Origin of the sequence: Capnocytophaga gingivalis ATCC 33624, assembly GCF_000174755.1 — a bacterium.
Classification (GTDB): domain Bacteria; phylum Bacteroidota; class Bacteroidia; order Flavobacteriales; family Flavobacteriaceae; genus Capnocytophaga; species Capnocytophaga gingivalis.
In genome coordinates this window covers 56006-82286 of record NZ_ACLQ01000016.1, presented here as the reverse complement: position 1 = coordinate 82286, position 26281 = coordinate 56006, and the positions used below count along the sequence as shown (strand labels likewise).

Sequence of the window (26281 nt, the reverse complement as noted above, 5' to 3'; positions counted from 1 at the left end):
AAAGAAACGTAGAGAAGTGAGAGGAGAACTGAGAATCACGATTAGTGAACAATCAATGATGATTAATGGCTTATATTCTAAAATAATTTCGTAACTTTGCAAAGTGAAAGTAAGAAATCATCGAACATTTTAAAAAGTGTATTTAATAATCAAGTCATTACATATTATCTTTGTTGTTAGTTATTTTGCAGGGATATTCTATATAGTGCGCTTGTTGATTTATCATACAGAAGCGCTACAGGGCAAGAGTGAGCCAGAACGAGGTATCCTCCATAGGCAGTATAGCTTTATGGAAGAGCGCTTGTGGAATATCATCACGGTGCCAGCATTGGTGATTGTGGTGCTCACTGGAGCTTATATGCTGTGGGCGACACAGTGGGCATATCTCCTTCAGGGGTGGATGCATATCAAGCTCTTAGGAGTGGTGTTCTTGTTAGTATACCACTATTGGAGTTGGCGTACCCTCAGGGAACTACAACAGGGGCACACCCGCTATAGCTCAGTGAAGCTACGCATGGCCAATGAGGTGGCTACCTTGCTGCTCTTTGCTATTGTCTTTGCTGTGGTACTCAGGGGCTTATTCCTTAGTTACTGGTGGGCTACCCTCCTGAGCTTTGTCGCGATGGGTGCCCTCATCATGGCCGTTGTTAAGATTGTCAATAGAAAACGATAATCAATGAACAATGTTCAATGATTAATGATAAATGATACTATTACCTATTCTAACCCTCCTAACTCCTAAAAGAAAATGGAACATAAAGCAGGATTTGTCAATATTATAGGGAATCCCAATGTGGGGAAATCTACCTTGCTCAATGCTCTTGTAGGCGAGCGACTTTCGATCATCACCTCCAAGGCACAGACCACGCGGCACCGTATCTTTGGGATTGTCAGTGGGGACGACTTTCAAGTGGTCTTCTCCGATACTCCTGGGATCATCAAGCCAGCATACCAGTTGCAAAACTCTATGATGGACTTTGTCAAGGATGCCTTCGAGGATGCCGATATCCTGATCTACATGGTCGAGATAGGGGAGAAGGAACTCAAGGATGCCGACTTCTTCCGTAAGATCAACCAAGCAAAAGTGCCTGTCTTGGTGCTAATCAATAAGATAGACCGCTCCGATGAGGAGACTGTCAAGCAAGCCGTTGCCTATTGGCAACAGCAAGTTCCTAAGGGGGAGATCTATGCCATCTCAGCTTTGGAGAACTTCAACGTAGCGCCACTCTTTCATCGTATCTTGGAGCTACTGCCTGTATCCCCTGCCTTCTATCCCAAAGACCAGCTTACCGATAAGCCCGAACGCTTTTTTGTCAATGAGACTATACGTGAGAAGATCCTTCTGAACTACAAGAAGGAAGTCCCCTATGCAGTGGAGGTGGAGACAGAGACTTTTAGCGAGACGGACGAGATTATTCGTATCCGTAGTATCATCATGGTAGAGCGCGACAGTCAGAAGGGTATTATCATAGGTCATCGCGGTGAAGCCCTCAAGAGAGTAGGCACGCAAGCCCGCTATGACTTGGAGAAATTCTTTGGCAAGCAGATCCACCTGGAACTCTATGTGAAGGTCAATAAAAACTGGCGCTCCGACTTAGGACAGCTCCGCCGATTTGGATACTCTAATTAGAGTGAGCAGTGAGCGGTGAATGCCAGCACCCAGAGTGAACTCTCTTAAGGGGGCTAATAGCTCCCTTGTGATAGGCATGAGCGAAATGCTTGCGGTAGCGTGGAGAACTTAAGGAAGATTGAAAATGGAAGCCCAATTACCTAATTATCTAACAAAGTCTATAATCTAAATTAGAAACACAATGAATAAAATTTCTTTACTTCTCTCTCTTTCCTTAGTGGCTGCCTGTGGCAACCCAGCTAAGGAAGCACAGAACAAGGTCGAAGAAAAAGGACTTGACCTATCGGCGATGGATACCCTTGTCCGCCCACAAGACGACTTCTATAACTATGTAAATGGAGGGTGGATGAAAACAGCAAAAATTCCAGCCGATAAGACCTCATGGGGTACCTACTACATGCTGGATGAAATCACTGAAAACAACTGTCTTTCGATTCTTGATGACCTGAACAAAAAAGAATATCCTGAAGGCTCTGAAGGTCAAAAGATACAAACCCTCTTCCGCCAATACACCGATTGGTCTACGCGCAATGCACAAGGTCTTGCCCCTATCGAGGGACAGCTCAAGAAGATTGACGCTATCACCTCCCTCGCCGATCTACAGAAATACTTAGAGGAGGCAACGCTCACAGGCAATAACCCTATCTGTAGCTGGGGTGCTTATGCCGATATGAAGGACTCCAATACCAATGTTGCCTATCTGAGTGAGTTCTCCATAGGGATGGGCAGCGACTACTACCAAAAGGAAAGCCCCAGCAATACCGAGGCTTTGCAAAAGTATGAAGGCTTTGTAGCTCAGGTATTCGAAGCCATTGGTGAAAAGAACCCTAAGGAAAAAGCAAGCAAACAGGTGGCCTTTGAGAAAAGTATCGCCAAGCTCATGCTCACCAATGAGGAAAGCCGTGATCCTAACCTAAGCTATAACCCTCAGACCATGACCGAGCTCAAAGCCTTGGTCAAGAACCTCGACCTGCCTGCTTTGCTCAAAAACGTAGGAATGACAGAGGACAAGGTGATCCTTTCCCAAATGCGCTTGTACAAAGACTATGACAAGCTCATCAATGCTGCCAACTTGCCCTTGCTTAAGGACTATCTCAAGTATATGTTGGTACTGAGCAATATCACCAACCTCAATGAACAGCTCGACAACCTCTCCTTTGAGTTTTATAACAAGTACCTCCGTGGCCAACAAGAGCAACGCTCCATCACCAAGCGCGCCTTTGGTGTCATCGATGGATCTTTGGGAGAAGCTTTTGGCAAACTCTATGTAGAGAAATATTTCCCTAAAGAATCCAAAGAACAGATGCTTACCCTGATTAGCTACCTAAGAAAGAGCTTTGTGGAGCATATCAAAAACCTCTCTTGGATGAGTGAGGAAACTAAGAAAAAAGCCCTTGTCAAGCTCGACAAACTGGGAGTGAAGGTGGGATATCCTGACAAGTGGGAGGATTATTCCAAGCTCATCATAGATCCTAAGGCTTCCCTTGCCGAAAACCTACAACACATCTCCCAGTGGTATTACCAAAAGAGCCTTGACGAGGTTGGCAAGCCCGTGGATAAGTCCAAATGGAGCATGACCCCACAAACAGTCAATGCCTACTACAATCCGCTCTACAACGAGATTGTCTTCCCTGCGGCCATCCTACAAGCGCCTATGTTCAACTTCGAGGCAGATCCTGCCGTGAACTTTGGGGCTATCGGGGGGATCATCGGGCATGAGATAACCCATGGATTTGACGATAGTGGTGCCGAGTTCGATGCTGATGGGAATCTACAAAACTGGTGGAGTCCCGCCGATAAGGCAAATTTCGAAAAAGCAACACAAGCCCTCGCCAAGCAATATGACCAATATGAACCTGTCAAGGGAATCTTTGTCAATGGAATCTTCACCAATGGAGAGAATATTGCAGACCTTGGCGGTGCCAATATCGCCTTCGATGCTTTACAAATGTACCTAAAAGACCATGGTGATGTAGGAAAAATAAGTGGATTCACCCAAAACGAACGCTTCTTCATCGCGTGGGCTACCGTATGGCGCTCCCTGACTACTGATCAGAACCTTGCCAACCAGATCAAGACAGACCCACACGCTCCTGACTACCTCCGTGCCTTCGCCCCACTGACCAACGTGGAGGCTTGGTACCAGACTTTCCAAGTAAAAGAAGGTGACAAACTCTATAGAAAACCTGAGGAAAGAATCAAAATATGGTAAAACAGTGAGCAGTGAACAGTGAGCGAGGTTGTCCAAAACATTATTTTTCAAAGTTTAATCGAATATTTTCGAATTTTATTCTATTGAAAATCACTTGTTTTAAATCCTCTTGTAGGGGCGATTTGCAAATCACCTTTCATGAATAAGACTTTTCGGACAACCTCTTTCACACTTCGTTTTTCATTTTATCTTGACATGGTTCTTTTTTGTATCTTTGCACACGCAAATAACTATATAATTATTGATCATTCAATCATATTAAATAAATGCTTGTAGAAAAATTCATCCCTAAGGCCTATAGTGAGAGGGTAGAGGCCGCGAAGGTGCGTCATCGTGCCTATAGCAATATTGCTTTAGTGAAATATTGGGGAAAAAGAGACGAACAAATCCCTATGAACCCCTCTATTAGCTTCACGCTGTCTCATTCTTATACAGAGACTGTCATAGAGATGGCGCCCAGAACGGACTTTACCAGTAGCTTCCAGATTGATTTCTTCTTCGATGAGGAGCCTAAGGATAATTTCTTGCCCAAGATAGAAACCTTCTTCACCCGTATCCGCAACTATATACCTTTTCTCAGGGATTATTATTTTGTGATCCGTTCGAGCAATTCTTTCCCTCACAGTGCCGGTATAGCCTCTTCTGCCAGTGCTATGGCTGCTTTGGCGGTATGCTTGATGAAAATAGAAAACCTCTTTGACCCTGAGATGACAGAGCAATTTTTTCATGAAAAAGCCTCTTTCTTAGCCCGTTTGGGCTCCGGTAGTGCCTGCCGTAGTACCTACTCAGGGGTAGTGCTCTGGGGGGAACATTCGGCTGTGATGGGTAGCTCCGATCTCTACGGAATCCCTATGGAGGATGTACATGAAGTTTTCAATACCTATCAGGATACCATTCTACTTATTGACAAGGGGCAAAAGCCTGTAAGTAGCACCAAGGGGCATCAGCTCATGATAGGACACCCGTATGCTGAGGCACGTTTTCTACAGGCTCGTGAACATATCGCAGCCCTTAAGAGTATTCTCAAAAAGGGAGACCTCGAGGGCTTTATGGACTTAGTAGAGAGCGAAGCCCTCGCCCTACACGCTATGATGATGACCTCAGACCCTTACTACCTGCTTATGCGTCCTAATACCATTGCTGCCATCGAGAAGATTTGGTATCTACGCGCGAGCACTCAAAAGCCTCTTTGCTTTACCCTCGATGCTGGGGCTAATATACACCTACTCTACCCCAAAGCGTACAAGGCGGACATTATTCCTTTTATAGAAAGAGAACTCAAACCTCTTTGCCAAGACCAAGAGGTGATCTACGATGAAGTGAAGAGTGAGCCGTAGTAGGGGCGAATTGCAATTCGCCCTTGAATAGCTCGAGCCATTTGCCCTTGAATAGGGTAGGGTAATTCCCTGCCAGTGAGGGGCTAATAGGGTAAGACGCAATTTATGGCGTCTCTACTATGCCAATTAGGTTTCCCCTCATGCCAATTGAGGCTACTTGCTGAATTTGTGGGAGTTTTCGTTATATTGAACTTACATTAACTATTAAAAAGTTCGTAACGGAGAGAAGTGCGTTTTGTTGGCTTATAAAGCCAGAATAAATACACAACAAGGTTTGCTATGAGGATATTATTACTATTTTTGGTAGTTTTTCTCTCTTGTGAGGGAGGAAAAGTGCAATTTGTAGAATCTAAGGCCATAAAGGGGGTAGTTTTAGTAAAAAATCTGTCCCAATCTCCGGATAAGGTAAAAAAGGCAATTATAGAATACATCAAAAATCAAAAAGGAAAAGATTTTATGGAGTTCTATGAATATTCCTCAAGTACCAAAGTTTTTATAGAAAGCAAAAGAGTAGGTGGATATCTTAGAGAATATATACATCATTATCAAGAGCAAAACGGTATAGGTGTTTTTTATATAGGGAAATGTAAGGAAGATACCTCAGAACAAGTTGGTATCATAAGATATTACGAAAAATATGGTAATTTCTATGAACCTGATACCATTATAGGGGAATGTAGAAATAAAAAAGCCTTTTAAGTATAGAACCATGCGAATACAAATCCTATTGTTAATACTTTTTGCTATAAAAAGCTGCAAACCAGCTGTGAAAGACCCTACTGATGAGGAAATGATGCATCATTTTAACAAGCATAAAACTGATTTTGAAATGATTCGGCAAGTCATCGCAGAGGATACAATTTCTGCATTTGATTATCCCCCTATTTTAGTGGAAGGAAAATATAAAAATGTAAAGGATTCTATTTATTTCAATCAATTGAGTATAAGCAAAAAGAGAAAATTGGATTCCTTGCTACAAAATATACAATGTAGTGGAATAACAGTCCTTTCTGATAATGAGATCAGTTTCAATTATTATTCCTATGGAGGAATAGGTTGGGGTGTTGATAAAAATTTTCTTTATACAAAAAAGAATTTCAGCCAAATGAGTGATGTAGAAATCTGTCCGCCAGAGGTAGATATGTCCGAAAAGCGCTATGATTCAATGAAAAACTGTTACTTAGTTAAAGAATTAGGTGACAATTGGTACATAGAACTAAACTATGATAGATAAAGGAATAGAAAAGAGTGCCTAAGACGCTCTTGTGAGCGGAGTATAAGAACAATTCGCTGACTTAGCCCTGTTCACTGCTCACTGTTCATTGCTTTTTGTTGGTCTTTTATCAGGTCGCCTGTACTTTTGATAAGGTATATTTTTCTCTCAGATACTTTATGTATATAATAAAGGCTAGTTTCCTTCTTTTTTTGAGTTCTTACATCACAACTATTGGTTATTTTGCTAAGATGAAAGCGAATATAAAACGCATTGATTTTTTCATAAGTACCATAAGAGTCTCTAAAACAATCATTCCCACACTTAGCAGAATACCATGAATGAAACCTCCCATCAGGGGAAAGTTCTATATGATCCCCCCAATCCCCTTCAGGATCGTAGGGTTTAGTCAAGATATACAAATTATTTTCTTTCGGATTTTTCCCAAATATATGATTGCTATTCCATACTTTTCCTATAAGTTCTTGTCCAGAGCTTAAGATCGTATAAAATAACGCAAATGTTACTAAGATTTTTTTCATGATTTTCTTTTCAGGAGATGAAGTACAAAAACAATGCCAAACCACTCATACTTAATACTCCTAACCCCAAAAAAAGAATTTCGTTCTGGTGGCTATTAGAAAAAAGTTCACTAACTTTGTACTCTGTATAAAATCAAACAATATGAGACTAATTATTCTCACACTTCTTTTAGGAAGTTATACTTTAGCATTCACTCAAAATAAGATAAAAGGTGAGTGGTATCTCTATGAACTCTTTGGAAAAAAAACCTCTATGGATATGTATCGTTTAGAAAGGCAAACTAAAGAAAAAAGAGGGTACAAAGTAAACTTTATTAAGAATAAGATTTTTATTGCTTCTTCTTTTACCTCATCTAAGGACGATTGTTCTCCTTCTACTCATGGGGTCTATGAAAAAATAAATAGACATTATGTATCTTTTCATGTAGATTTTTTCTCTGTTTATGGAATAGGATGTGGGGGAGAAGATGAAAAAATAGATGCCGATTTGGGTAAGTTCTATATTCATTTTCCATCCAAAGGGGTACTTTACCTAATCAAAAGTACAGGAGATCTCGATTACGATAAGCAATTAGCTCAGGATGCAGAGCAGATTAACGATATTAATTCTATTGCAAAGTATGTTTTCAAGCGTAATGGAGAAAATATCTCTTATAATCCTTCTTTTAAAGAAGAAGTAGCCACTTACGTAGCACAAGTACTCAAGTTGCCGCATTATAGAGTCTCTTTGAAGTTTTCTGTAGGAAGATATACAGGAGATGTAGCCTTAGTTAAGGATTTGGAGACAGGCACTTATTTCTATGTAGTCAAGGACAATGCTGCTCAGGAGGAAGCTACTCAAAAGGAAAACAAATACTTCCACTTCACCTCAGAAGAACTGAAAAAGTGAAAATGAATAGCCACTTTTTACCTCTTCACTTTCATCTTATTTAGACTTTTTACAAATTACAAGAAAAAGGCATTACCCTCTTTTAAATTTCATTAAGAATTTATATTTTTGCACCGTGATATATATAGGGGGATTTCCCTTAGTTATCATACATAAAAAATCGATAGTTTTTGTTTTTTTAATAGCTTTTTTATATGAAAAAGAGTAAGAACCATAAGGGAAGTAAGTTGCAGAAGCTCTGGCTTTTAGCAGCATTTCTCCCTATTTACTTATTTGGACAAGACGCCTCGGGGGATGCAGCTAAGGGGAAGGACTTGTTCAAAGCCAACTGTGCGGCTTGTCATAAGTTAGATGGCAAGCTCGTAGGGCCTCCACTGGGAGGTATTACTGAAAAGAAGTCCGCAGAGTGGCTACACAAGTGGATCAAAAATAGCAAAGCCCTTATCGATGCAGGTGATAAGGACGCTATAGCTATCTTCGAAGAGTACAACAAAGTACCTATGCTTGCCTATGACGGTATCCTCTCCGATGGGGATATTGACAATGTATTGGCCTATATCGCTGATCCTTCTAAAGCAGAAGCTGCTACCCCTGCTGCTACAGATACTCCAGCTACTGCTACTCCAGATACAGCTACTGCATCTGCTGACACTCCTGCTGCAGCTCCTACAGCGCCCAAAGGCAAAGGATCTCTTGCTTTGGTATTGGGAATCGCCTCTGCAGCACTTCTACTTATCTTCTTGGCTATTGTCTTCAAGACCAATCGCGAAATCAAGAAGTTAGCCAAAGAAAACAACCAAGAAGAATACCTCAAACAAAGTAAATACTATCCTTTGTGGAATGTCTTTGTAAAGAATAAAATTATTACCGTTGTGGTAGGACTTCTCTTGTTCTTTACCTCTACTTACTTTGCCTATGGCTATCTTATGCAAGTGGGTGTAGACCAAGGATATCAGCCTATACAGGAGATTCACTACTCTCACAAAATCCATGCTGGGGACAACCAGATAGACTGTAAGTTCTGTCACTCAGCAGCGCGTACTTCCAAGACTGCAGGTATTCCTTCCCTGAACGTATGTATGAACTGTCATAAGACTATCGATGAGTATACCGGACCTGTAACCGCTCAGTATACCAAAGAGTTCTACGATGGGGAAATCCAAAAGCTATACCAAGCAGTAGGCTGGGATCCTGAAAATATGGCCTATACAGGAGTACAAAAACCTGTGAAATGGACACGTATCCACAACCTTCCTGACCATGTGTACTTCAATCACTCTCAGCACGTTACTGTAGCAGGAGTGGCTTGCCAACAGTGCCATGGCGACGTACAAACTATGGAAGTGGTTGAGCAACATGCGCCCCTTACCATGGGATGGTGTATCAACTGCCACCGTACTACCGAAGTGAATGATGCCAATCCGTATTATGAAAAAATACATGAACAATTGGCTGCGAAAAAAGGTAAAGGAAAACTTACTATCGCCGAGCTCGGTGGTTTAGAGTGTGGTAAGTGCCACTACTAATAATGATTAATGTTCAATGATTAATGATTAATGAAAAGTAACCAGTGATAAAGAAAGAGTCATAAAGTCATTGACAATTAACAATTAACAATTAACAATTAAGAACATGTCATCAGAAAAAAAATATTGGAGAAGTGTAGAGGAGTTGGATACAAACAACCCCGTGATAGAGCAGATTCATCAAAATGAGTTTGTCGATAAGCTCCCTACCTTATATTCAGGCGAACATGAATTCTTGGGAAACCAAGAAGCGATGGAGGAGAGCTCCACCACACGCCGTGACTTCCTTAAGTATGTAGGTTTCACTACTGCTGCGGCTGCCTTAGCGGCGTGCGAAGGACCTGTACACAAGGCGATCCCTTACGTAGTACTCCCCGAGCAGATACGCCCAGGTATCCCTGACTACTATGCCACTACTATGGCCGATGGGTTTGACTTTGCTTCTGTCCTTGTCAAAACTCGTGAAGGACGCCCTATCCGTGTGGAGAACAATCGCGAAGCCGCTTACCGTGGCTGTGGTAATGCCCGTGTACAGGCTTCTGTACTCTCTATGTACGATAGCCTACGTGCCAAAAATCCTCAAAAAGGGTCTGAAAATATTACTTGGGATACACTCGATACAGCCATGGTGAAGGCGCTCAATGACGCGCAAGCACAAGGAAAACAGATTGTTATCCTTACAGGTACTCTCGCCAGCCCTTCTACAGAGAACCTTATCAAAGAATTTACTGAAAAATACCCTAATACTAAGCACGTAATCTACGATGCTGTTTCAGAAGAAGCTGCCGTACTTGCTTTCGAAAAGAAATATGGCGAGCGTGCCTTACCAGACTATGATTTCTCCAAAGCGAAAGTAATTGTTTCCTTCGGAGCAGACTTCATCGCTGACTGGCAAGGAGGCTACGAAGAGGAATATGCCAAAGGACGTATCCCTACCAAAACTGGTAAGATGTCCAAGCATTACCAATTCGAAAGCAACATGTCTCTCTCTGGTGCCAATGCCGATGTACGTGTAGCGCTAAAACCTTCTGAACTTAAGATTGCCTTGGCCAAATTCTACGGATACCTCTGTGGTAAAAGCGTAGGAGGAAGCCTTCCTGAGCGTGCAGAAGCAGCCCTCAAGAAAGCCGCTGAGCAAGCTATGAAAGCAGGCGGACAAGCGATAGTAGTTACAGGTATTCAGGATGTCAATGCACAAAGCCTTGCACTGGAAATCAATGAGGAAGTACTTCATAGCCAAGCGCTTAACTATGATAACCCTGTATATATCCGCCAAGGAAATACCACTGCCCTAAAGCAGCTCTTGACCGATATGAATGCCGGAAAGGTAGGGGTACTGATCACTTCGAATGTGAATCCTCTCTACACCCTTCCTGCTGCCGATGCCATGGCTTTCGAGTCTGGCCTATCCAAGGTAGGTACTTCTGTGGCTTTCACACTCCGTGCAGATGAGACAGCGCTGAAAACTACTTACCTCGCTGCGGCTCCTCACTATTTGGAGTCTTGGGGAGATGTACGCATGCGTGCAGACTATTACTCCCTTATGCAACCTACGATCCGTCCACTCTTCGATACCCGCCAATTGCAAGAGGCGCTTCTCAAATGGGCTGGTAAGGATGCCAATTACTACGAATATATCAAAGCTTTCTGGAAAGCCAATATCCTCGCCGAGGGATATGCTTGGGAAAAAGCACAACATGATGGATTCTATTACTCTCCCAAAGAGCGTGTATTAGCAGAAAAATCCTTTGTGCAAGATGTAGCCCCTATGCTCACTGCACTTACAGCTGCTCCAGCCCAAGGATTCGAGCTTACCCTATATACCAAAACCGGTCTCGGGGATGGACAACAAGCCAACAACCCTTGGCTACAAGAACTCCCTGACCCAATCACCCGTGTGAGCTGGGATAATTACCTAACCATGTCCGCAGCCGATGCTAAAGAGCTCGGTATCAAGAACTGGCACGTAGCCAATGGCGGTCTCGATGGAGACTATGCCGAAATCCAAGTAGGCGATGTGAAGCTCAAAGTACCAGTACTTATCCAACCAGGACAGGCAAAAGGTTCGGTAGGACTTGCTTTCGGTTACGGAAGAAAGGCCGGCATGAAGAAAGAAATGCAAGTAGGGGTCAATGCATATGCACTCTACAACAACCTTAACCCAGTACAACCCGTAGCCTCTATTAAAAAAACAGAGGGTACTCACGAATATGCTTGCGTACAGCTCCACAATACTCTTATGGGACGTGGAGACATCGTCAAGGAAACCACTTTAGAAGAATTCCTTACCAAGGATGCCCACCAGTGGAACAAAAAACCAGAAGTATCCCTTGATCACAAGGAGGTAAAAGCTACTTCTGTGACCCTATGGAAAGAGTTTGACAACTCTACAGGGCATTTCTTCAACCTTTCTATCGACCTAAATGCTTGTACCGGTTGTGGGGCTTGTGTGATCGCTTGTCATGCCGAAAACAACGTACCTGTAGTAGGTAAGAGTGAGGTAAGGCGTTCACGCGATATGCACTGGTTGCGTATCGACCGCTACTACTCCTCAGAAGAGTCCTTCGAGGGTGATATGCAGAAAGTAGAAGGTATAGAAGGGCTAAGTGCTTCACTCTCTACCTTCGGAGAAATGGAAACCCCTTCTGATAATCCACAAGTGGTCTTCCAGCCAGTAATGTGCCAGCAGTGTAACAATGCTCCTTGTGAGACTGTTTGTCCAGTAGGAGCTACCTCTCACGGATTGCAAGGGCAAAACCACATGGCTTACAACCGTTGCGTAGGTACTCGCTATTGTGCTAATAACTGTCCTTACAAGGTACGTCGATTCAACTGGTTCTTATACAGCAATAACAATGAGTTCGACTACCATATGAACGATGATTATGGTAAGATGGTACTCAACCCAGATGTAGTGGTACGCTCTCGTGGGGTGATGGAAAAATGTTCTTTCTGTATCCAAGAGACCCAAGCGGTAATCCTACGTGCTAAGCGTGAAAACCGCCAGGTGAAGGTAGGAGAGTTCAACGACGCTTGTGCTTGTGCATCAGCCTGTGGTACTGGAGCGATGACCTTCGGAGATATGAACAACCCAGAGGATCCTATCGTAACCCTAAGCAAGGACGAGCGTATGTATCACCTACTCGAACATATCGGTACACGTCCTAACGTATTCTATCAAGTAAAAGTAAGAAACAACGATTAATATAGTTAATAATTTTGAGTTTTGAGTGCTTAGTTAGTAGCTCAAAACTCAAAACCCGAAACTCAAAACTAAAAAATATGGCATCGCATTACGAAGCACCTATACGCAATCCACTAATAGTAGGAGACAAGACCTACCACGATGTTACTGTGGATGTAGCGCGCCCTGTCGAAGGGAAAGCCAATCGCCTTTGGTGGATAGTATTCTCAATAGCCCTTACTGCCTTCTTGTGGGGATTGGGCTGTATCGTCTATACCGTATCTACGGGGATAGGCGTATGGGGATTGAATAAGACCGTAGGTTGGGCTTGGGACATCACCAACTTTGTATGGTGGGTAGGTATCGGTCACGCTGGTACCCTAATTTCCGCCGTATTGTTACTCTTCCGTCAGAAATGGAGAATGGCCATCAACCGCTCTGCCGAAGCGATGACTATCTTCTCGGTAGTACAGGCGGGTCTCTTTCCTATTATTCACATGGGGCGTCCTTGGTTGGCCTATTGGACAGTTCCTATACCTAACCAATTTGGTTCCTTGTGGGTGAACTTTAACTCCCCTCTACTATGGGATGTGTTCGCGATTTCCACTTACCTCTCTGTATCCTTAGTGTTCTGGTGGACAGGGCTTTTGCCTGACTTCGCCATGCTACGCGATAGAGCCGTAAAACCGTTCCAAAAGAAAATATACAGCTTGGTGAGCTTCGGATGGAGTGGTCGTGCTAAGGACTGGCAACGCTTTGAGGAAGTATCCTTGGTATTGGCAGGATTAGCTACCCCTTTGGTACTTTCTGTACACACCATCGTATCTTTTGACTTTGCTACCTCTGTAATCCCTGGTTGGCATACCACCATCTTCCCACCTTACTTCGTGGCAGGGGCGATCTTCTCGGGATTCTCCATGGTAAATACCTTGCTTATCATCATGCGTAAGGTCTGCAATCTTGAGAGCTATATCACCCTACAACACATCGAGCTGATGAACCTTGTGGTAATGATCACCGGATCCATCGTAGGTTGTGCCTATATCACTGAGCTCTTCGTGGCTTGGTACTCTGGAGTAGAGTATGAACAATATGCCTTCCTTAACCGTGCTACAGGACCTTACTGGTGGGCTTACTGGATGATGATGACCTGCAACGTATTCTCACCTCAGTTCATGTGGATTAAGAAGCTACGCCGTAGTATCCTCTTCTCCTTCTGTATCTCTATTGTAGTAAATATAGGGATGTGGTTCGAGCGCTTTGTGATCATCGTAACCTCTTTGCACCGCGATTACCTACCTTCCTCTTGGACGATGTTTTCTCCTACCCTTATCGATATAGGGATCTATACAGGAACTATCGGATTCTTCTTTGTGCTCTTCCTCTTGTACGCACGTACTTTCCCTGTGATAGCACAAGCTGAAGTGAAATCCATCCTCAAATCCTCCGGAGAGAAATACAAAAAATTAAGAGACGCTAACCCTAATAATTCCCATTAGTTATGAGTAAGAAAGTAGTACATGCAATCTATAACGACGACGACGTGCTGATGGACGCCGTCAAGAAAGTGCGCGCAGCCAACCTCAAGATCGAGGAGGTATATACGCCTTTCCCTGTACATGGGCTTGACAAGGTTTTGGGACTCAAGCACACACGCCTTGCCATCGCTTCTTTCATCTATGGGTGTATAGGGCTCACTGTGGCTACCCTGATGATGAAATATATCATGATCGATGACTGGCCACGTAACATTGGGGGAAAACCTAACTTTACGTATATCACGAACTTACCTGCTTTCGTGCCTATCATGTTCGAAATGACAGTATTCTTCGCTGCCCACCTTATGGTAATCTCTTTCTACATGCGTAGTAAGCTATATCCCTATAAGAAGGCTGAGAATCCAGATCCTCGTACCACCGATGACCATTTTCTTATGGAAGTAGCCAGTGATGGCAACGAGGAAGAAGTGGTGAAATTCTTAGAATCCACCGGAGCAGTAGAGGTAAAATTAGCAGACAAAAAAGCAATTCAGATATGAAAAAAAGATATATACTCTCTTTATTGATAGCAAGTTGTGCCCTTACCTCTTGCTTCCATAAGGACAAGCCTAACTATCAGTACATGGCCGATACGGACATGTATTTCCCTGTGGGCTACGAGACCTATCAGGAAGCTCCCCAAGGGAATCAAGCCCTCAAGAATGGCATGGAGGCACAGCTCCCACCTGAGCACACTATTAAGCGTGGGTGGATGCCTTTCCTATACCCTAATACAAACGAAGGGTATGAGCAGGCTAAGGCCAACCTAAAAAACCCTTTGCTCGCCGATAGCTTAGCCCTAAAGGATCACCTCAAGGAAGGGGCTGCTCTTTACAACATCTATTGTATGGTGTGTCATGGTGCTGAAGGGGACGGACAGGGAATCTTGGTACAGCGTGACAAATACTTAGGGGTGCCTAACTATAAGGATAGGGAGATTACCCAAGGAAGTATCTATTACGTTATCTATCACGGACGCAATGCCATGGGCTCATACGCTTCTCAGATTACTGAGAAAGAGCGCTGGCAGGTAGCCCTCTATGTGGAGCAACTCCGTAACAAACTCTTAAACAAATAACCCACTTAAGATAAGAAGAATTATGTATTCGTTTTCAGGAAAAATCAAATTAGTAGCCATCATCAGTATGGTAGTGGGGCTTTTAGGCATAGGGTATAGCTTTATCGCTACCCCCAGTACAGTGGAGGCTTTGGGCGCTCATGCCAGCCATGATCCCGCTCACGCTGAGCATGTGCTACACTTATTACAGAATAAGCCTTGGGCAGCCCTCTATGTAGCGGCCCTGTTCTTTATGCTTATCTCCTTAGGGGTATTGGCATTTTACGCCATTAACCGAGCTGCTCAGGCAGGTTGGGCTCCAATTCTCTTTAGAGTGATGGAGGGTATCACAGGCTATTTGCCTATAGGGGCACTTATTTTCTTCCTCCTATTGGTATTCTCAGGCCTACACTTCAATCACCTTTTTATCTGGATGGATCCTGCGGTAGTGGCGCATGATAAGGTAATTCAGGGAAAGACAGGCTACCTGAATGTGCCTTTCTTCTTGGTGCGTGCTGCCGTATATATGCTTGGCTGGATTGCTTATCGCCAGATTACTCGCAAGCTCTCCAAAGCACAGGATCAGGCACATGACAATCGTCCATTCGTCAAGGCTTTCAAATGGTCAGCAGGCTTCTTGGTATTCTTCCTCGTGAGTGAGTCCATGATGTCTTGGGACTGGGTGATGAGCGTGGATCCTCACTGGTTCAGTACCCTATTCGGTTGGTATGTATTTGGTAGCTTGATTGCTTCAGCTATTGCAGCTATTATCTTAGTTACTGTAACTCTCAAAAGCCAAGGCTACTTAGAGCATGTCAATGACAGTCACTTGCACGATTTGGCCAAATACCTCTTCGGGTTCTCTATCTTCTGGACTTATCTTTGGTTCTCCCAATACCTCTTGTATTGGTACTCCAATATCCCAGAGGAAGTAACCTACTTTGTAACTCGCTTAGAGCACTATGAACCTATCGTACTGAGTATGCTTGCTATCAACTTCCTTTTGCCACTGCTTATCTTGGTGGATTCCGATATCAAGCGCAAACCTTGGGTAGTAGGTACCATGGCAGTGGTTATCCTAGTAGGACACTATTTGGATTTCTTCAATATGATCATGCCTGCTACAGTAGGGGATCAGTGGTGCATAGGCGCAGGTGAAATAGGTAGTGTATTGTTCTTTTTTGGACTCTTTACCTTTGTTACCTTCCGCACCCTTACCAAGGCTCCTTTAGTGGAGAAAAATCACCCTCTTATGCATGAGAGTGAACATTTTCACTATTAGTATATAGAAATTTATTTGGTTTTATTACTGATATGGAGGCTATCCGAAAAGGGTAGCCTCTTTTTTGTTAAGAAAGGAGTGTTTTTTACCGTTCATGTACAATTTTATACATTTCATGCAAATTCTCTTGCATGGAAAGTATAGTTACCAAATAAATAACTACCTTTGCCGCCATAAATAATAAAAATAAATACCATGAAAAAAATGTTTGTCCTAGCCAGTTTAGCTCTTATAGGAGTGGCTTGTAGTAAAAATGATGACAACGTGGCTGTCTACAATGGAGGAGGAAATAACGGAGGAGGAAATAAAGCAATAAGCAGCAGCACCATAAGTGGAGACCCTTTCATTACAGAAGAACCTGCAGTATTCCCAACTCAGAAAGAAGGAACTGACCAAGAATACGACATCACTACTTATACCCTAGAAAACAACAAAGTAAAGAGTGTGGTTATAGATCATTACCAAAATGGTCAAAAGGTAAATAAAAAGACCATTACTACCAATGTTACCTACAATGACAAAGGGCTTCCCACCAAATTGGAACAAACGGAAGATGGCCTTACTCGTACAATAGAGTACATCTACAATGCGAAAAATCAGATCGAAGAGATCAAAGCTACTCATAATAATACAACAGCAAGATATGTACATGAGTACGACGCTCAGGGAAGACTCTCTAAAATGACTTTCTCTGCTACAAATGAACAGCCTTATACGATTACTTACGAATATCCTACGGCAAACACTGTAGTGGAAAAAAATAGTACAAATACGAATGAATCCTTGACCTATACTTTTGAAAATGGAAATCTTACTAAAAAGGTTCTAGAAAGATTCTACCAAGGGAATGTCGTAGGTAGTGCCATAGAGGAATACAAATATGACACTACTATAAAAAATCCTGATGCCTCTTTAGAGTTCAAATTAGTAGACCTTAATTATTTTCTTGAGGAAGATCGCTATTCTCCAGAAAGAAGCAAAAATGTAGTTACTGAAATCACTAAATCAGGAACTGATGGTCAGCATGAACTTCCTAAAAGAATATCTGCTACATATACCTACGAGAAAAATGACAAAGGGTATCCTACTAAGAGAACAACAAAGGAAGGAAATACTTCTGAGGTTACCACTTATACCTACTAAAAGAATACTTTTATCCTAATACGTTAATTAATAACTTATAGTCCTCTGCCATGAGTTCCACCCATGCGCAGAGGACTTTTTTTGCGATGCCCTCTTGGAGGAGGTACTGACTATAGGAATCAAAAAAATCTTCGGGATATTGGTCAAATACGAAGAAAGAGTTTTCCGTCTTTAGGTTGTGGCGAATAGCGACTTCTCCCAAGCAGATATTGGGTAGGGTATATACAAATATTGCAGGAGAGGGATAGTAGTTTTTAGGGTCTTCTATAGAGGCTTGGTGTCTCAGATCGGTGTCCAAGCTGGCGGAGTGGTTGGCAAAGAGCAGCGCCATATCCTCTTTATCCTGAGAGGGTAGGGTAGGGAGGAGGTACTCCATTCCCAAGAAAGCGAGCTTGCTTAGGGCGTCCATCTTGAAGAACTTGGGATAGTCAATCCCTAAGTGCTTATAGGCGCCCTTGGCAAAGGTGGCAAAATCACCTCCCAACATCTCAAAAGCAAAGGAACCATTCACAATAATGGCTCCTTGGTATATTTTACAAGTGTACAATTTTTAATAATGATTAATGTTCAATGATTAATGAATAATGATCAATGATTAAAGATTATTCTTCTGGTTACTGACTTCTGTTCACTGTTCACTGACCTCTGCTTACCCGTTAAGTGCGTTGGCACCAGAAACGATTTCGAGGATTTCGTTGGTGATGGCTGTTTGTCGGGCTTTGTTGTAAGTGAGGGTGAGCTCATCGCGTAGTGTGGTAGCGTTGTCCGTAGCCTTGTGCATAGCCGTCATACGAGCACCATGCTCAGCGGCTAAGGAATCACGCAATACTTTGTAAATCTGCAACTTGAGACTCTTAGGAATCAGCCCTTGGACAATCTCTTGGGCAGAAGGCTCATAGAGATATTCACTTTGAGCCGCCTCTTCTTGTTCTGAGATTTGCAAAGGAAGGAACACTTCCTCGGTAAGGATCTGGGTAGCTACATTCTTGAAGCTATTATATACCAATAGGATACGATCATACTTACCTGATAGGTAGGCATCAATAAGTTCCTGAGCCAAAGAGGCTGTTTTTTGGAAATCCATGTGGTCATAGAATCCTTCGCAATAGCGGCTTACCTTATCTGTTTTCTTGAGGATGTCGTTTCCTTTTTTTCCGATAGTGAGCACTTCTACTTCTTTTCCTGGGTATTTTTGTAGGAGAGAAAGAGTATGCTTAACCACAGCAGAGTTGAACGCTCCACAGAGACCTCTGTCAGAGGTAATAGCCACTATAAGAATACGCTTTTCTTCGGCTCTTTCGAGGAATGGATTCTCATTGCCCAAAGCATCTTTGAGTGATTGAAGCAAGGTGCCCAAAGTATTGGCATAGGGCTTCATCGCGGTGATGACCTCTTGTGCTTTCTTGCTCTTAGCAGCAGATACCATCTTCATGGCGCTGGTAATCTGCATAGTGGAGTTGATCGAAGATATTCTGTTTCGGATCTCTTTAAGGTTAGCCATAGCTTTCTTTTAATTCATTTTTTGCGTGCGCAAAGATACAAAAATAATTGTCAATTTTCAATGATTAGTGATTAATTTTTTATCAGAATATAACGAGGGTATAGCCCTTTAAGGATTTCAGGGTTTTACCTGCAGATATTCCCCTTCTGATCTCCGCTTACTTATTCCAAAAATAGTATCCTACTATGGAGATAAAGAGGATGCTAATAATATTAAGCCAGAAACCAGTCTTGAGCATGACGCGCTGTGGGAGCAATCCCGTACCAAAGGCAATGGCATTAGGTGGAGTAGCCACAGGGAGCATAAAGGCACAGGAAGCCCCTATCCCGATGATCATGGCCAAGCCCGTAGGATTTACCCCTAACTGCTCGGCGATGGAAATAAAGATAGGTACCAGAAGCGCTGCAGAGGCAGTGTTGGAGGTGAACTCGGTGAGAAATACGATGAAAGTTGATACTAACAATCCTATTATGAAATAGTTTTGCGAACGTATCACCTCCACGATGGAATCCACCATCGCCTTGCTGGCTCCGGAGGAGGTGAGCACCGCGCTTAGGGTAAGTCCGCCCCCGAAGAGCATCAGTACCCCCCAGTCGGTATTCTCTTGGATTTGTTTCCAGCTTACCACGTTGAACACGCAGACCAAGATAGCTGCAGTCATGGCGATTACACTATCGAAGTCGGCTATTTTCTCCAAGCCAAACAAGCCTGAGAGAACTGGGTTGATCTGAGTGGAGAACACCCAGAAGAGTGCTGTAAGGACGAATATAACAATCGCTGCCCACTGTTTTTTTCCTAAGGTTGTTGCTACCTGATGTGTCTGTTCTCCTTTGGGAGAGATGATAGCATCCTTGAGGTTGGGGCGGAAGAAGAAGTAAAGAAAGATAATAGTCAGTGGCAGAAGTCCCGCTACAACAGGCATTCCATACCATAGCCACTCTTGGAAAGTGATATGAAGGTTTGAGGAGACGATGGCATTCGGTGGACTACCTACCAAGGTACCCATCCCCCCTATACTGGAAGAATAGGTAATCCCCAGAATAACAAACCAGTACGCTTTTTTGTTTTCCTCATAAGGCAATCCCTTAAGCAAGCCCACACCCAAGGGAATCATCATCGCGGCAGTGGCTGTATTGCTAATCCCCATAGAGAGCAAGGCTGTAACAAGGAAAAGTAGCAATATGGCTACTAAAAGGTTGCCCCGTGCTAAGGATAACACTTTGTGAGCTATATACCTATCCAATCCATTGACACTCAGTGAGGTCGCCAAGGCAAATCCTCCAAAGAAGAGAAAGATGGTCGGGTTGGCAAAGTGTTGCAAAGCAGGCTTGGTTTCTACCAGTCCTAAGAAAATAGAAAGGATAGGCACTGCCAGCGCCGTGATGGTGATAGGAATCACCTCGGTAAGCCAAAGAATAGCCACTAATATCAGGAGAGCTATCCCTCTATTTGTCTGAGCTTCATAGGGAAGCCACAAGAGCATAGAGCCAGAGAAAAGTGTAGCTAAGAGTAGGATAATAACTCTCTTAGCGGAAATAAATTCGGTCTTCATAATCTAAAAAGTATTGTAAAATAACAGTTCTTTTTTTGCGTAGTATGTCTGACAAAATTACTTCTTTTTTTTAAATAATCAAAATATTTTTTTCAATCGAAAGAAAATATTTTTTAATACATTGATAGTCAGTGAGCATAGGTCATAGATCAGTGAGCTGTGAACAGAGAATTAATCATTGAACATTAATCATTAAAAAAGTTGTATCTTTGCAGCCTGAACTCTTTTATATAGCTTATGATATTTGATTTTGTATTAGAGAGATACCCGCAGATCATTGCTACGGTAGTTACTTTGATCCTATTTTTTATCCTTAAGCGCTTTGCTGATTCCTTGGTAAATCGTTTTGGGCAAAGGGCGCATTTCCCCAAGGCACGTGTGCAGTTAGTGAAGAAGTACATTGATTTCCTTTTAGCGACCTTAGTCTCAGTGGTGATAGTCTCCATCTGGGGGGTGAAGCCTGACCAGATATTCCTCTTTATCTCCTCCATTCTTACGGTGATAGGGGTAGCTTTCTTCGCCCAATGGTCTATACTGAGCAATGTCACCGCGGGGATTATCATCTTTTTCTCCTTCCCCTTCAAGATAGGTGACAAAATACGTATCTTGGACAAGGAATGCCCTATCGAAGCCGAGATCAAGGATATCAACTCCTTCTATACACTGCTGATAACCGCCTCTGGCGAGCACATTTCCCTACCTAACAACGTCCTTTTGCAAAAAGCCGTAGTCATAGTAGAACCTAACGAAGTATAATATACAATCAACAGACACTTATGAAATTACAAATAAAATACACAGCAGACCCTACCATTGTTCAGTTAGAAGCACCAGTGGTGTTGGTCAAAGGGAACTACCAATATAGCAAGGGGGATAATACGCAGGATTCTCCCTTGGCAGGCGAGCTATTGCGCTTGCCCTTTATCAAGACAGTATACTTTTCGGCCAACTTTATTGCGCTGCAATCCACCGGTAATATCCGCTGGGAGGAAGTCGCTCCAGAGCTTGTAGGACAGATAGAGACAGCCCTTAGCCAAGGGGAAGCCTTGGTGTATCTCCCTGGAGAGGAAACCCAGGAAACGGCGCCTAAGCGTATTCCGGTGACTATCTATGTGGAGAGTACGCCGAACCCTATGGCGATGAAGTTTGTCGCCAATAAGAAGCTGGTAAGTCGTCCGTATGAGTTCAAAACGATAGAAGAGGCGGAGAATTCTCCCTTGGCGCAGGCTTTGTTTGGCTTTGACTTTGTCAAATCTGTATTCTTTGATGCCAACTATGTATCCATCACGCGCCTACCCCGCAGCACTCCTTGGGAGGAGGTGATGATGGAGACACGAGAGTTCCTCCGTCAGTACCTTATGGAAGGTAAAACAGTGGTGAAAGTGGCTGTCAGTGAGGAAGATCGCCCGAAGGGATTGCCTCGCTTAGGAGATATTTATAGTAAGAAAATAGTAGCCCTCTTAGACCAATATATCCGTCCTGCTGTCTCCAGCGATGGAGGAAATATAGAGTTTGTTAGCTATGACAAAGAGACCCACAAAGTGAAGGTCGTTCTCCAAGGGGCATGCAATGGTTGTCCTTCCTCGCGCATTACCCTCAAGCAGGGGATAGAAGGCCTACTGAGGGAGCAGCTCAAGGATGACAAGCTCACCGTAGAAGCGGTGGACAATGTATAGTGTTATTTTCCTATGAAAGTGTTTATCTCGTTGACTAAGTGGGAGATAGCATTGGTTGAAGGAGCAGGTTTGTTAGTGAACTCCGTGATGATCGCCTCGCGGAGTTTTTGTGCATCTGGGATATTGGTATCGGTGGCGATGCGGTGGATAATCTGCAAGGTAGCATTTTTGCTAATGAGGATGACATTCCAGAGGTTCTCGCTGACGAAAATCTGCTGGGTAATGTTGTGTTCGAACTCAGCATTGATATGCTCTATAAGGAGCAACTCATACGCTTGCTTGTCCGCAGTAGCAGGGGCTACTCTTAGGGCGAGCTTCTGAGGGCTGGTGCGGTCTAAAAGGAGCACTAAGCGCTCATACGCCTGCAAGCGCAATGGAAGTGCTTCTCGCTGTAAGTCCTTGAGGAGTTGGTAATTGCGCTTTTTGTCTTCGTTCTTGAAGTACAATTGAAAGAAAAAATAAGCCAAGACGGCAACAATTACCGCAGGAAGGCAAAAAGAAAGGATTTGTTGAAACATTTTATTTAAATTAGGTGACAGTTCAGTCACAACTGACTGAAATAGGGGGCAAAGATACGATATTAATTATCAATTGTCAATTGTTAATTGTTAATTGTTAATAGAAAAAAAAACGTACTTTTGCCACAGAAGAAAAAGAAACATGCGACTACACCGAAACTTAGTAGATGCCGTAGTGGACGGCTTTATGCAAATTAATAATGACGGCTTGTATGCCGACAAGGTCATTGAGCGGTTGCTCAAGCGTGATAAGCGCTGGGGGAGCAAGGATAGGGCTTTTATCGCCGAGACGCTCTATGAGCTGGTGCGCTATAAGCGACTTTATACAGAGATAGCACAGGAGAAAGCGCCTTTTACAGTGCAGAGCAGCCGTCGGGTTTTTGCCGTATGGGCAGTGCTTCGTGGCATTACCTTGCCTGAGTGGTATTTTGAGGGTACGCCAGAGCGCCGTATCAAGGGGCGCTTTGATGAGCTCTCCCGCGTGCGTGCCCTTCGGGAGTCTGTTCCTGATTGGTTAGACGCTCTTGGGGTGGCAGAGCTTGGAGAGGAGGCATGGGGTGAGGAGCTTCACGCCCTGAACCAACAGGCGGCCGTGGTACTTAGAGTCAATACCCTCAAGATAGATAGGGAAGCCCTACGTGCACAGCTGGCTAAAGAAGGCTATGAGACAGAACCCTTGGAGGGCTACCCCGATGCACTTCAGCTGAAAAAGCGTGCCAATGTATTCCTCTCGGAGGCTTTCAAGCAGGGGCTTTTTGAGCTACAAGATGCCTCGTCACAGCGAGTGGCTCCTTTGCTCTTAGGTGCGTGGAATCCCTCACAAGGCAGCTTGAAAGTAGCCGATTGCTGTGCAGGGGCAGGGGGAAAAACCCTTCACTTGGCGGCGCTGATGGGGGGCAAGGGTAAGATCGTGGCTATGGACATATACCCACAGAAGCTCGACGAACTCTCTCGCAGGGCAAAGCGCAATGGCGCCTACAATATAGAAACACGCCTGATAGAGACTAAGTACCTTAAGCGCCAGCGAGGCACCTTCGATAGGGTGCTTATCGATGCTCCTTGTTCGGGCTTGGGTGTACTGCGCCGCAACCCAGATACCAAGTGGAAGCTCACCCCTGAGTTCTTGGAGGAGATACGACAGACGCAGGCACAGCTGCTTGCTCAATACAGTCTGCTTGTCAAGGAAGGAGGTAGCTTGGTCTATGCCACCTGCTCCATACTCCCCTCTGAGAACGAACAACAAGTGCAGCACTTCCTCGCCAGTGAGGCAGGTAAGCGCTTTACACTGGTGGAACAACACAAGATATCCGCTACCCAAGGGTATGATGGATTCTATATGGCAGCTTTGAGAGTGAAGAGTGAAGAGTGAAGAATGAAGAGTGAAGAATGAAGAGTGAAGAATGAAGAGTGAAGAATGAAGAGTGAGCGGTGAGCAGTCAATACTCGCGTAGAGATGTTATTTATTGTGTCTTATAATTCTAAAAATTCTATAACCCTATAACCCTTAAATTCTATAATTCTGAAAATAGCATTTGATCCTATATACACGCATCCTGTGCCTGAGAACCATCGTTTTCCTATGGAAAAGTACGCACTTTTGCATGAGCAGTTGCTGTGGGAAGGGGTTGCTGAGGAGGAGGATTTTTTTGCCCCAGCTAAGGTCAGTATAGCAGATGCTTCCTTGGCACACGATCGGGGGTATGTGGAGGCATTTGTAGGGCTACACTTGCCCGAACGTACTCGTATCCGCATCGGTTTTGTGCAGAGTCCACAGCTGGTAGCACGGGAGCTAACCCTGGTGCAAGGTACTATAGATGGGGCACACTACGCCTTGGAGGAAGGTATAGCCTTCAATATAGCCGGAGGCACCCACCACGCCTACTCGGATAGGGGAGAGGGCTTTTGTATGCTCAACGACCAAGCCGTGGCAGCTGCTTATCTGCTTAAGACAGGCCGTGCTAAGCGTATCCTGATTGTCGACTTGGATGTACACCAGGGCAATGGCACTGCGGAGATCTTTGCCCATCGGGAGGAAGTCTTTACCTTCTCCATGCATGCTCGGGATAACTATCCCTTTGTCAAAGAGCAGTCGGACAAGGATATAGAACTCCCCAAACAAACCACGGATAAGGAGTATTTGTCTCTTTTGGAAGCGACCCTACCTGTACTCTTTGAGCAACATAGACCGGATTTTGTCTTTTACCAATCGGGAGTAGATGTCTTGGGGAGTGATCGCTTTGGACTATTGAATCTCAGTATAGAGGGCTGTGCTCAGCGGGATAGAATCGTATTCGAGGAATGCCAAAAAAGAGGGATTCCTGTGCAATGCAGCATGGGAGGCGGGTATTCGCCTAAGCTCTCGATTATCCTCGAGGCACATACGAATACTTTTAGAGAAGCCCAACGTATATTTTATTGATAAAAGTAGCTATTTTTAAAGAAAATATTGTAACTTTGCCACGTTCAGTGGGCAGTAGTCAGTTGTCAGGCGATAGTGGCTCAAGCCCTTGAATCCAAAAACCCTAAAATTCTATAACCTTTAAACTCAAACTCAATTATGATAGCAATGGACAAACTTACTATGGGGGTGTTGTTCCCTATAGAGGCTTTTGAGGGGCCAATACCTCAGATGAATAAAGAAGAACAGATTAGGCTGGCTCAGCAGGCGGAGTCCTTAGGGTTTGATACTCTATGGGTGAGGGATGTACCTCTTTTTGATCCTAATTTCCGTGATGTAGGGCAGATCTACGATCCGTGGATCTATATGGCACATATTGCGACCTTGACCCAGAGTATCAAGCTTGGTACCGCCAGTATGGTACTGCCCCTACGCCACCCGATCCACTTTGCCAAAGCAGCAGCCAGTATAGATAGGCTTTTTCCTGGGCGCTTGCACCTGGGGGTAGCCTCAGGAGACCGAGCTATAGAGTACCCAGCTTTCAATAAGCCGTATGATAACCGTAGTATAGACTTCATGCGACAGATAGAGACCATACGCACTTTTTGGAAGGATGACTTTCCTCACTATAATACCTCTTTCGGGAAGATGCAGGGCGAGACAGATGTGATTCCTAAGCCTGTGAACAAGCGTATCCCGATGTATATCACCGGACATGCTGGAGGGATCAACCTCAACTGGATCGCCCAAAATGGCGATGGCTGGATATACTATCCTCGTGAGTTCGCCTATACCAAGAATATCATACAGAACTGGAAAGAAGCCCTCAAGAAGCACAACCAGGTGGATAAGCCCTATATACAACCCCTATATATAGACCTTCTGGAGGATCCATCAGCGGAGCCTATCAATATAGAATTGGGCTTCAGATTAGGTCGTAACTATCTGATTGACTTGTTACAAACCCTTAAATTTATGGGAGTAAACCATACAATCTTCATTGCCAAGTTTTGTTCGCGTCCTATGGCAGAAGTCTTGGACGAAATTGGCAAAGAAGTGCTCCCACATATGAACGAATAGCCT

At 43.8% G+C, this 26281-nt stretch carries 24 protein-coding genes; 19 read left to right on the top strand and 5 right to left on the bottom strand.

What is annotated here, in order from left to right; genetic code table 11:
* Positions 1–136 precede the first annotated feature (136 nt).
* From CAPGI0001_RS05065 to CAPGI0001_RS05040, 6 genes are all read left to right on the top strand, one after another.
* Positions 137–673 carry a CopD family protein gene (locus CAPGI0001_RS05065; protein ID WP_002667608.1) on the top strand — a complete coding sequence of 179 codons (537 nt, stop codon included), beginning with the start codon at positions 137–139 and terminating at the stop codon, positions 671–673.
* A 75-nt stretch (positions 674–748) separates the two neighbouring features.
* Complete coding sequence (gene era, locus CAPGI0001_RS05060) at positions 749–1630, top strand: GTPase Era (RefSeq protein ID WP_002667400.1); 882 nt, start codon at positions 749–751, stop codon at positions 1628–1630.
* Positions 1631–1811: 181 nt separating this feature from the next.
* A complete protein-coding gene (locus CAPGI0001_RS05055; protein ID WP_002667566.1) occupies positions 1812–3842 on the top strand; it encodes a M13 family metallopeptidase in 2031 nt (676 codons plus the stop codon).
* A 266-nt stretch (positions 3843–4108) separates the two neighbouring features.
* On the top strand, positions 4109–5179 hold the full coding sequence (locus CAPGI0001_RS05050) for a diphosphomevalonate decarboxylase (protein ID WP_002667440.1): 1071 nt from the start codon (positions 4109–4111) through the stop codon (positions 5177–5179).
* A gap of 279 nt (positions 5180–5458) precedes the next feature.
* Positions 5459–5878 (top strand): hypothetical protein, encoded by a 420-nt coding sequence (locus tag CAPGI0001_RS05045; RefSeq protein WP_002667302.1) that lies wholly within the window; start codon positions 5459–5461, stop codon positions 5876–5878.
* A gap of 10 nt (positions 5879–5888) precedes the next feature.
* A complete protein-coding gene (locus tag CAPGI0001_RS05040) occupies positions 5889–6413 on the top strand; it encodes a DUF4948 family protein (RefSeq protein WP_050769231.1) in 525 nt (174 codons plus the stop codon).
* A gap of 71 nt (positions 6414–6484) precedes the next feature.
* Here CAPGI0001_RS05040 and CAPGI0001_RS12600 read toward each other — a convergent pair whose 3' ends face one another.
* Positions 6485–6934, bottom strand: coding sequence for a hypothetical protein (locus CAPGI0001_RS12600; RefSeq protein WP_002667589.1), 450 nt, complete (start codon positions 6932–6934; stop codon positions 6485–6487).
* A 142-nt stretch (positions 6935–7076) separates the two neighbouring features.
* Here CAPGI0001_RS12600 and CAPGI0001_RS05030 point away from each other — a divergent pair, with 142 nt between their 5' ends.
* The 8 genes from CAPGI0001_RS05030 (at position 7077) to CAPGI0001_RS12595 (ending at position 17553) form a co-directional block, all read left to right on the top strand.
* A complete protein-coding gene (locus CAPGI0001_RS05030; protein ID WP_002667507.1) occupies positions 7077–7823 on the top strand; it encodes a hypothetical protein in 747 nt (248 codons plus the stop codon).
* A gap of 194 nt (positions 7824–8017) precedes the next feature.
* Positions 8018–9349, top strand: coding sequence for a c-type cytochrome (locus CAPGI0001_RS05025; RefSeq protein ID WP_002667289.1), 1332 nt, complete (start codon positions 8018–8020; stop codon positions 9347–9349).
* Positions 9350–9455: 106 nt separating this feature from the next.
* The gene (locus tag CAPGI0001_RS05020; protein ID WP_002667529.1) at positions 9456–12554 is read left to right on the top strand and encodes a TAT-variant-translocated molybdopterin oxidoreductase; all 3099 of its coding nucleotides are present in this window, start codon (positions 9456–9458) and stop codon (positions 12552–12554) included.
* Positions 12555–12631: 77 nt separating this feature from the next.
* A complete protein-coding gene (nrfD, locus tag CAPGI0001_RS05015; protein ID WP_002667263.1) occupies positions 12632–14032 on the top strand; it encodes an NrfD/PsrC family molybdoenzyme membrane anchor subunit in 1401 nt (466 codons plus the stop codon).
* A gap of 2 nt (positions 14033–14034) precedes the next feature.
* The gene (locus CAPGI0001_RS05010) at positions 14035–14571 is read left to right on the top strand and encodes a DUF3341 domain-containing protein (RefSeq protein ID WP_002667433.1); all 537 of its coding nucleotides are present in this window, start codon (positions 14035–14037) and stop codon (positions 14569–14571) included.
* Positions 14568–15149, top strand: coding sequence for a c-type cytochrome (locus tag CAPGI0001_RS05005; protein WP_002667576.1), 582 nt, complete (start codon positions 14568–14570; stop codon positions 15147–15149). The genes CAPGI0001_RS05010 and CAPGI0001_RS05005 overlap by 4 nt, the downstream gene beginning before the upstream one ends.
* A gap of 22 nt (positions 15150–15171) precedes the next feature.
* Positions 15172–16410, top strand: a complete 1239-nt coding sequence (locus CAPGI0001_RS05000; RefSeq protein ID WP_002667445.1) for a hypothetical protein — start codon at positions 15172–15174, stop codon at positions 16408–16410.
* Positions 16411–16605: 195 nt separating this feature from the next.
* Positions 16606–17553: a hypothetical protein gene (locus CAPGI0001_RS12595; protein ID WP_002667604.1), complete on the top strand. Its 948-nt coding sequence runs from the start codon at positions 16606–16608 to the stop codon at positions 17551–17553.
* A gap of 10 nt (positions 17554–17563) precedes the next feature.
* Here CAPGI0001_RS12595 and CAPGI0001_RS04990 read toward each other — a convergent pair whose 3' ends face one another.
* From CAPGI0001_RS04990 to CAPGI0001_RS04980, 3 genes are all read right to left on the bottom strand, one after another.
* Positions 17564–18100: a hypothetical protein gene (locus CAPGI0001_RS04990; protein WP_002667424.1), complete on the bottom strand. Its 537-nt coding sequence runs from the start codon at positions 18098–18100 to the stop codon at positions 17564–17566.
* A 102-nt stretch (positions 18101–18202) separates the two neighbouring features.
* Positions 18203–19054 carry an ATP synthase F1 subunit gamma gene (atpG, locus tag CAPGI0001_RS04985; protein ID WP_002667572.1) on the bottom strand — a complete coding sequence of 284 codons (852 nt, stop codon included), beginning with the start codon at positions 19052–19054 and terminating at the stop codon, positions 18203–18205.
* Positions 19055–19211: 157 nt separating this feature from the next.
* Complete coding sequence (locus CAPGI0001_RS04980) at positions 19212–20606, bottom strand: SLC13 family permease (RefSeq protein WP_002667382.1); 1395 nt, start codon at positions 20604–20606, stop codon at positions 19212–19214.
* A gap of 237 nt (positions 20607–20843) precedes the next feature.
* Here CAPGI0001_RS04980 and CAPGI0001_RS04975 point away from each other — a divergent pair, with 237 nt between their 5' ends.
* Both CAPGI0001_RS04975 and CAPGI0001_RS04970 read left to right on the top strand, forming a co-directional pair.
* Positions 20844–21362, top strand: a complete 519-nt coding sequence (locus CAPGI0001_RS04975; protein WP_002667591.1) for a mechanosensitive ion channel family protein — start codon at positions 20844–20846, stop codon at positions 21360–21362.
* Positions 21363–21382: 20 nt separating this feature from the next.
* Positions 21383–22282, top strand: a complete 900-nt coding sequence (locus tag CAPGI0001_RS04970; RefSeq protein WP_002667497.1) for a NifU N-terminal domain-containing protein — start codon at positions 21383–21385, stop codon at positions 22280–22282.
* A 2-nt stretch (positions 22283–22284) separates the two neighbouring features.
* Here the strand turns inward: CAPGI0001_RS04970 and CAPGI0001_RS04965 are convergent, their stop codons facing one another.
* A complete protein-coding gene (locus CAPGI0001_RS04965; RefSeq protein WP_002667580.1) occupies positions 22285–22800 on the bottom strand; it encodes a DUF7935 family protein in 516 nt (171 codons plus the stop codon).
* Between the two features lie 142 nt (positions 22801–22942).
* On the opposite strand from CAPGI0001_RS04965, the gene CAPGI0001_RS04960 reads away from it, so the two are divergent.
* The 3 genes from CAPGI0001_RS04960 (at position 22943) to CAPGI0001_RS04950 (ending at position 26278) form a co-directional block, all read left to right on the top strand.
* Positions 22943–24169, top strand: coding sequence for an RsmB/NOP family class I SAM-dependent RNA methyltransferase (locus tag CAPGI0001_RS04960; protein WP_002667456.1), 1227 nt, complete (start codon positions 22943–22945; stop codon positions 24167–24169).
* Between the two features lie 210 nt (positions 24170–24379).
* Positions 24380–25219, top strand: coding sequence for a histone deacetylase family protein (locus CAPGI0001_RS04955; RefSeq protein WP_211205491.1), 840 nt, complete (start codon positions 24380–24382; stop codon positions 25217–25219).
* A gap of 138 nt (positions 25220–25357) precedes the next feature.
* A complete protein-coding gene (locus CAPGI0001_RS04950) occupies positions 25358–26278 on the top strand; it encodes an LLM class oxidoreductase (RefSeq protein ID WP_002667466.1) in 921 nt (306 codons plus the stop codon).
* The last annotated feature ends 3 nt before the right edge of the window (positions 26279–26281 follow it).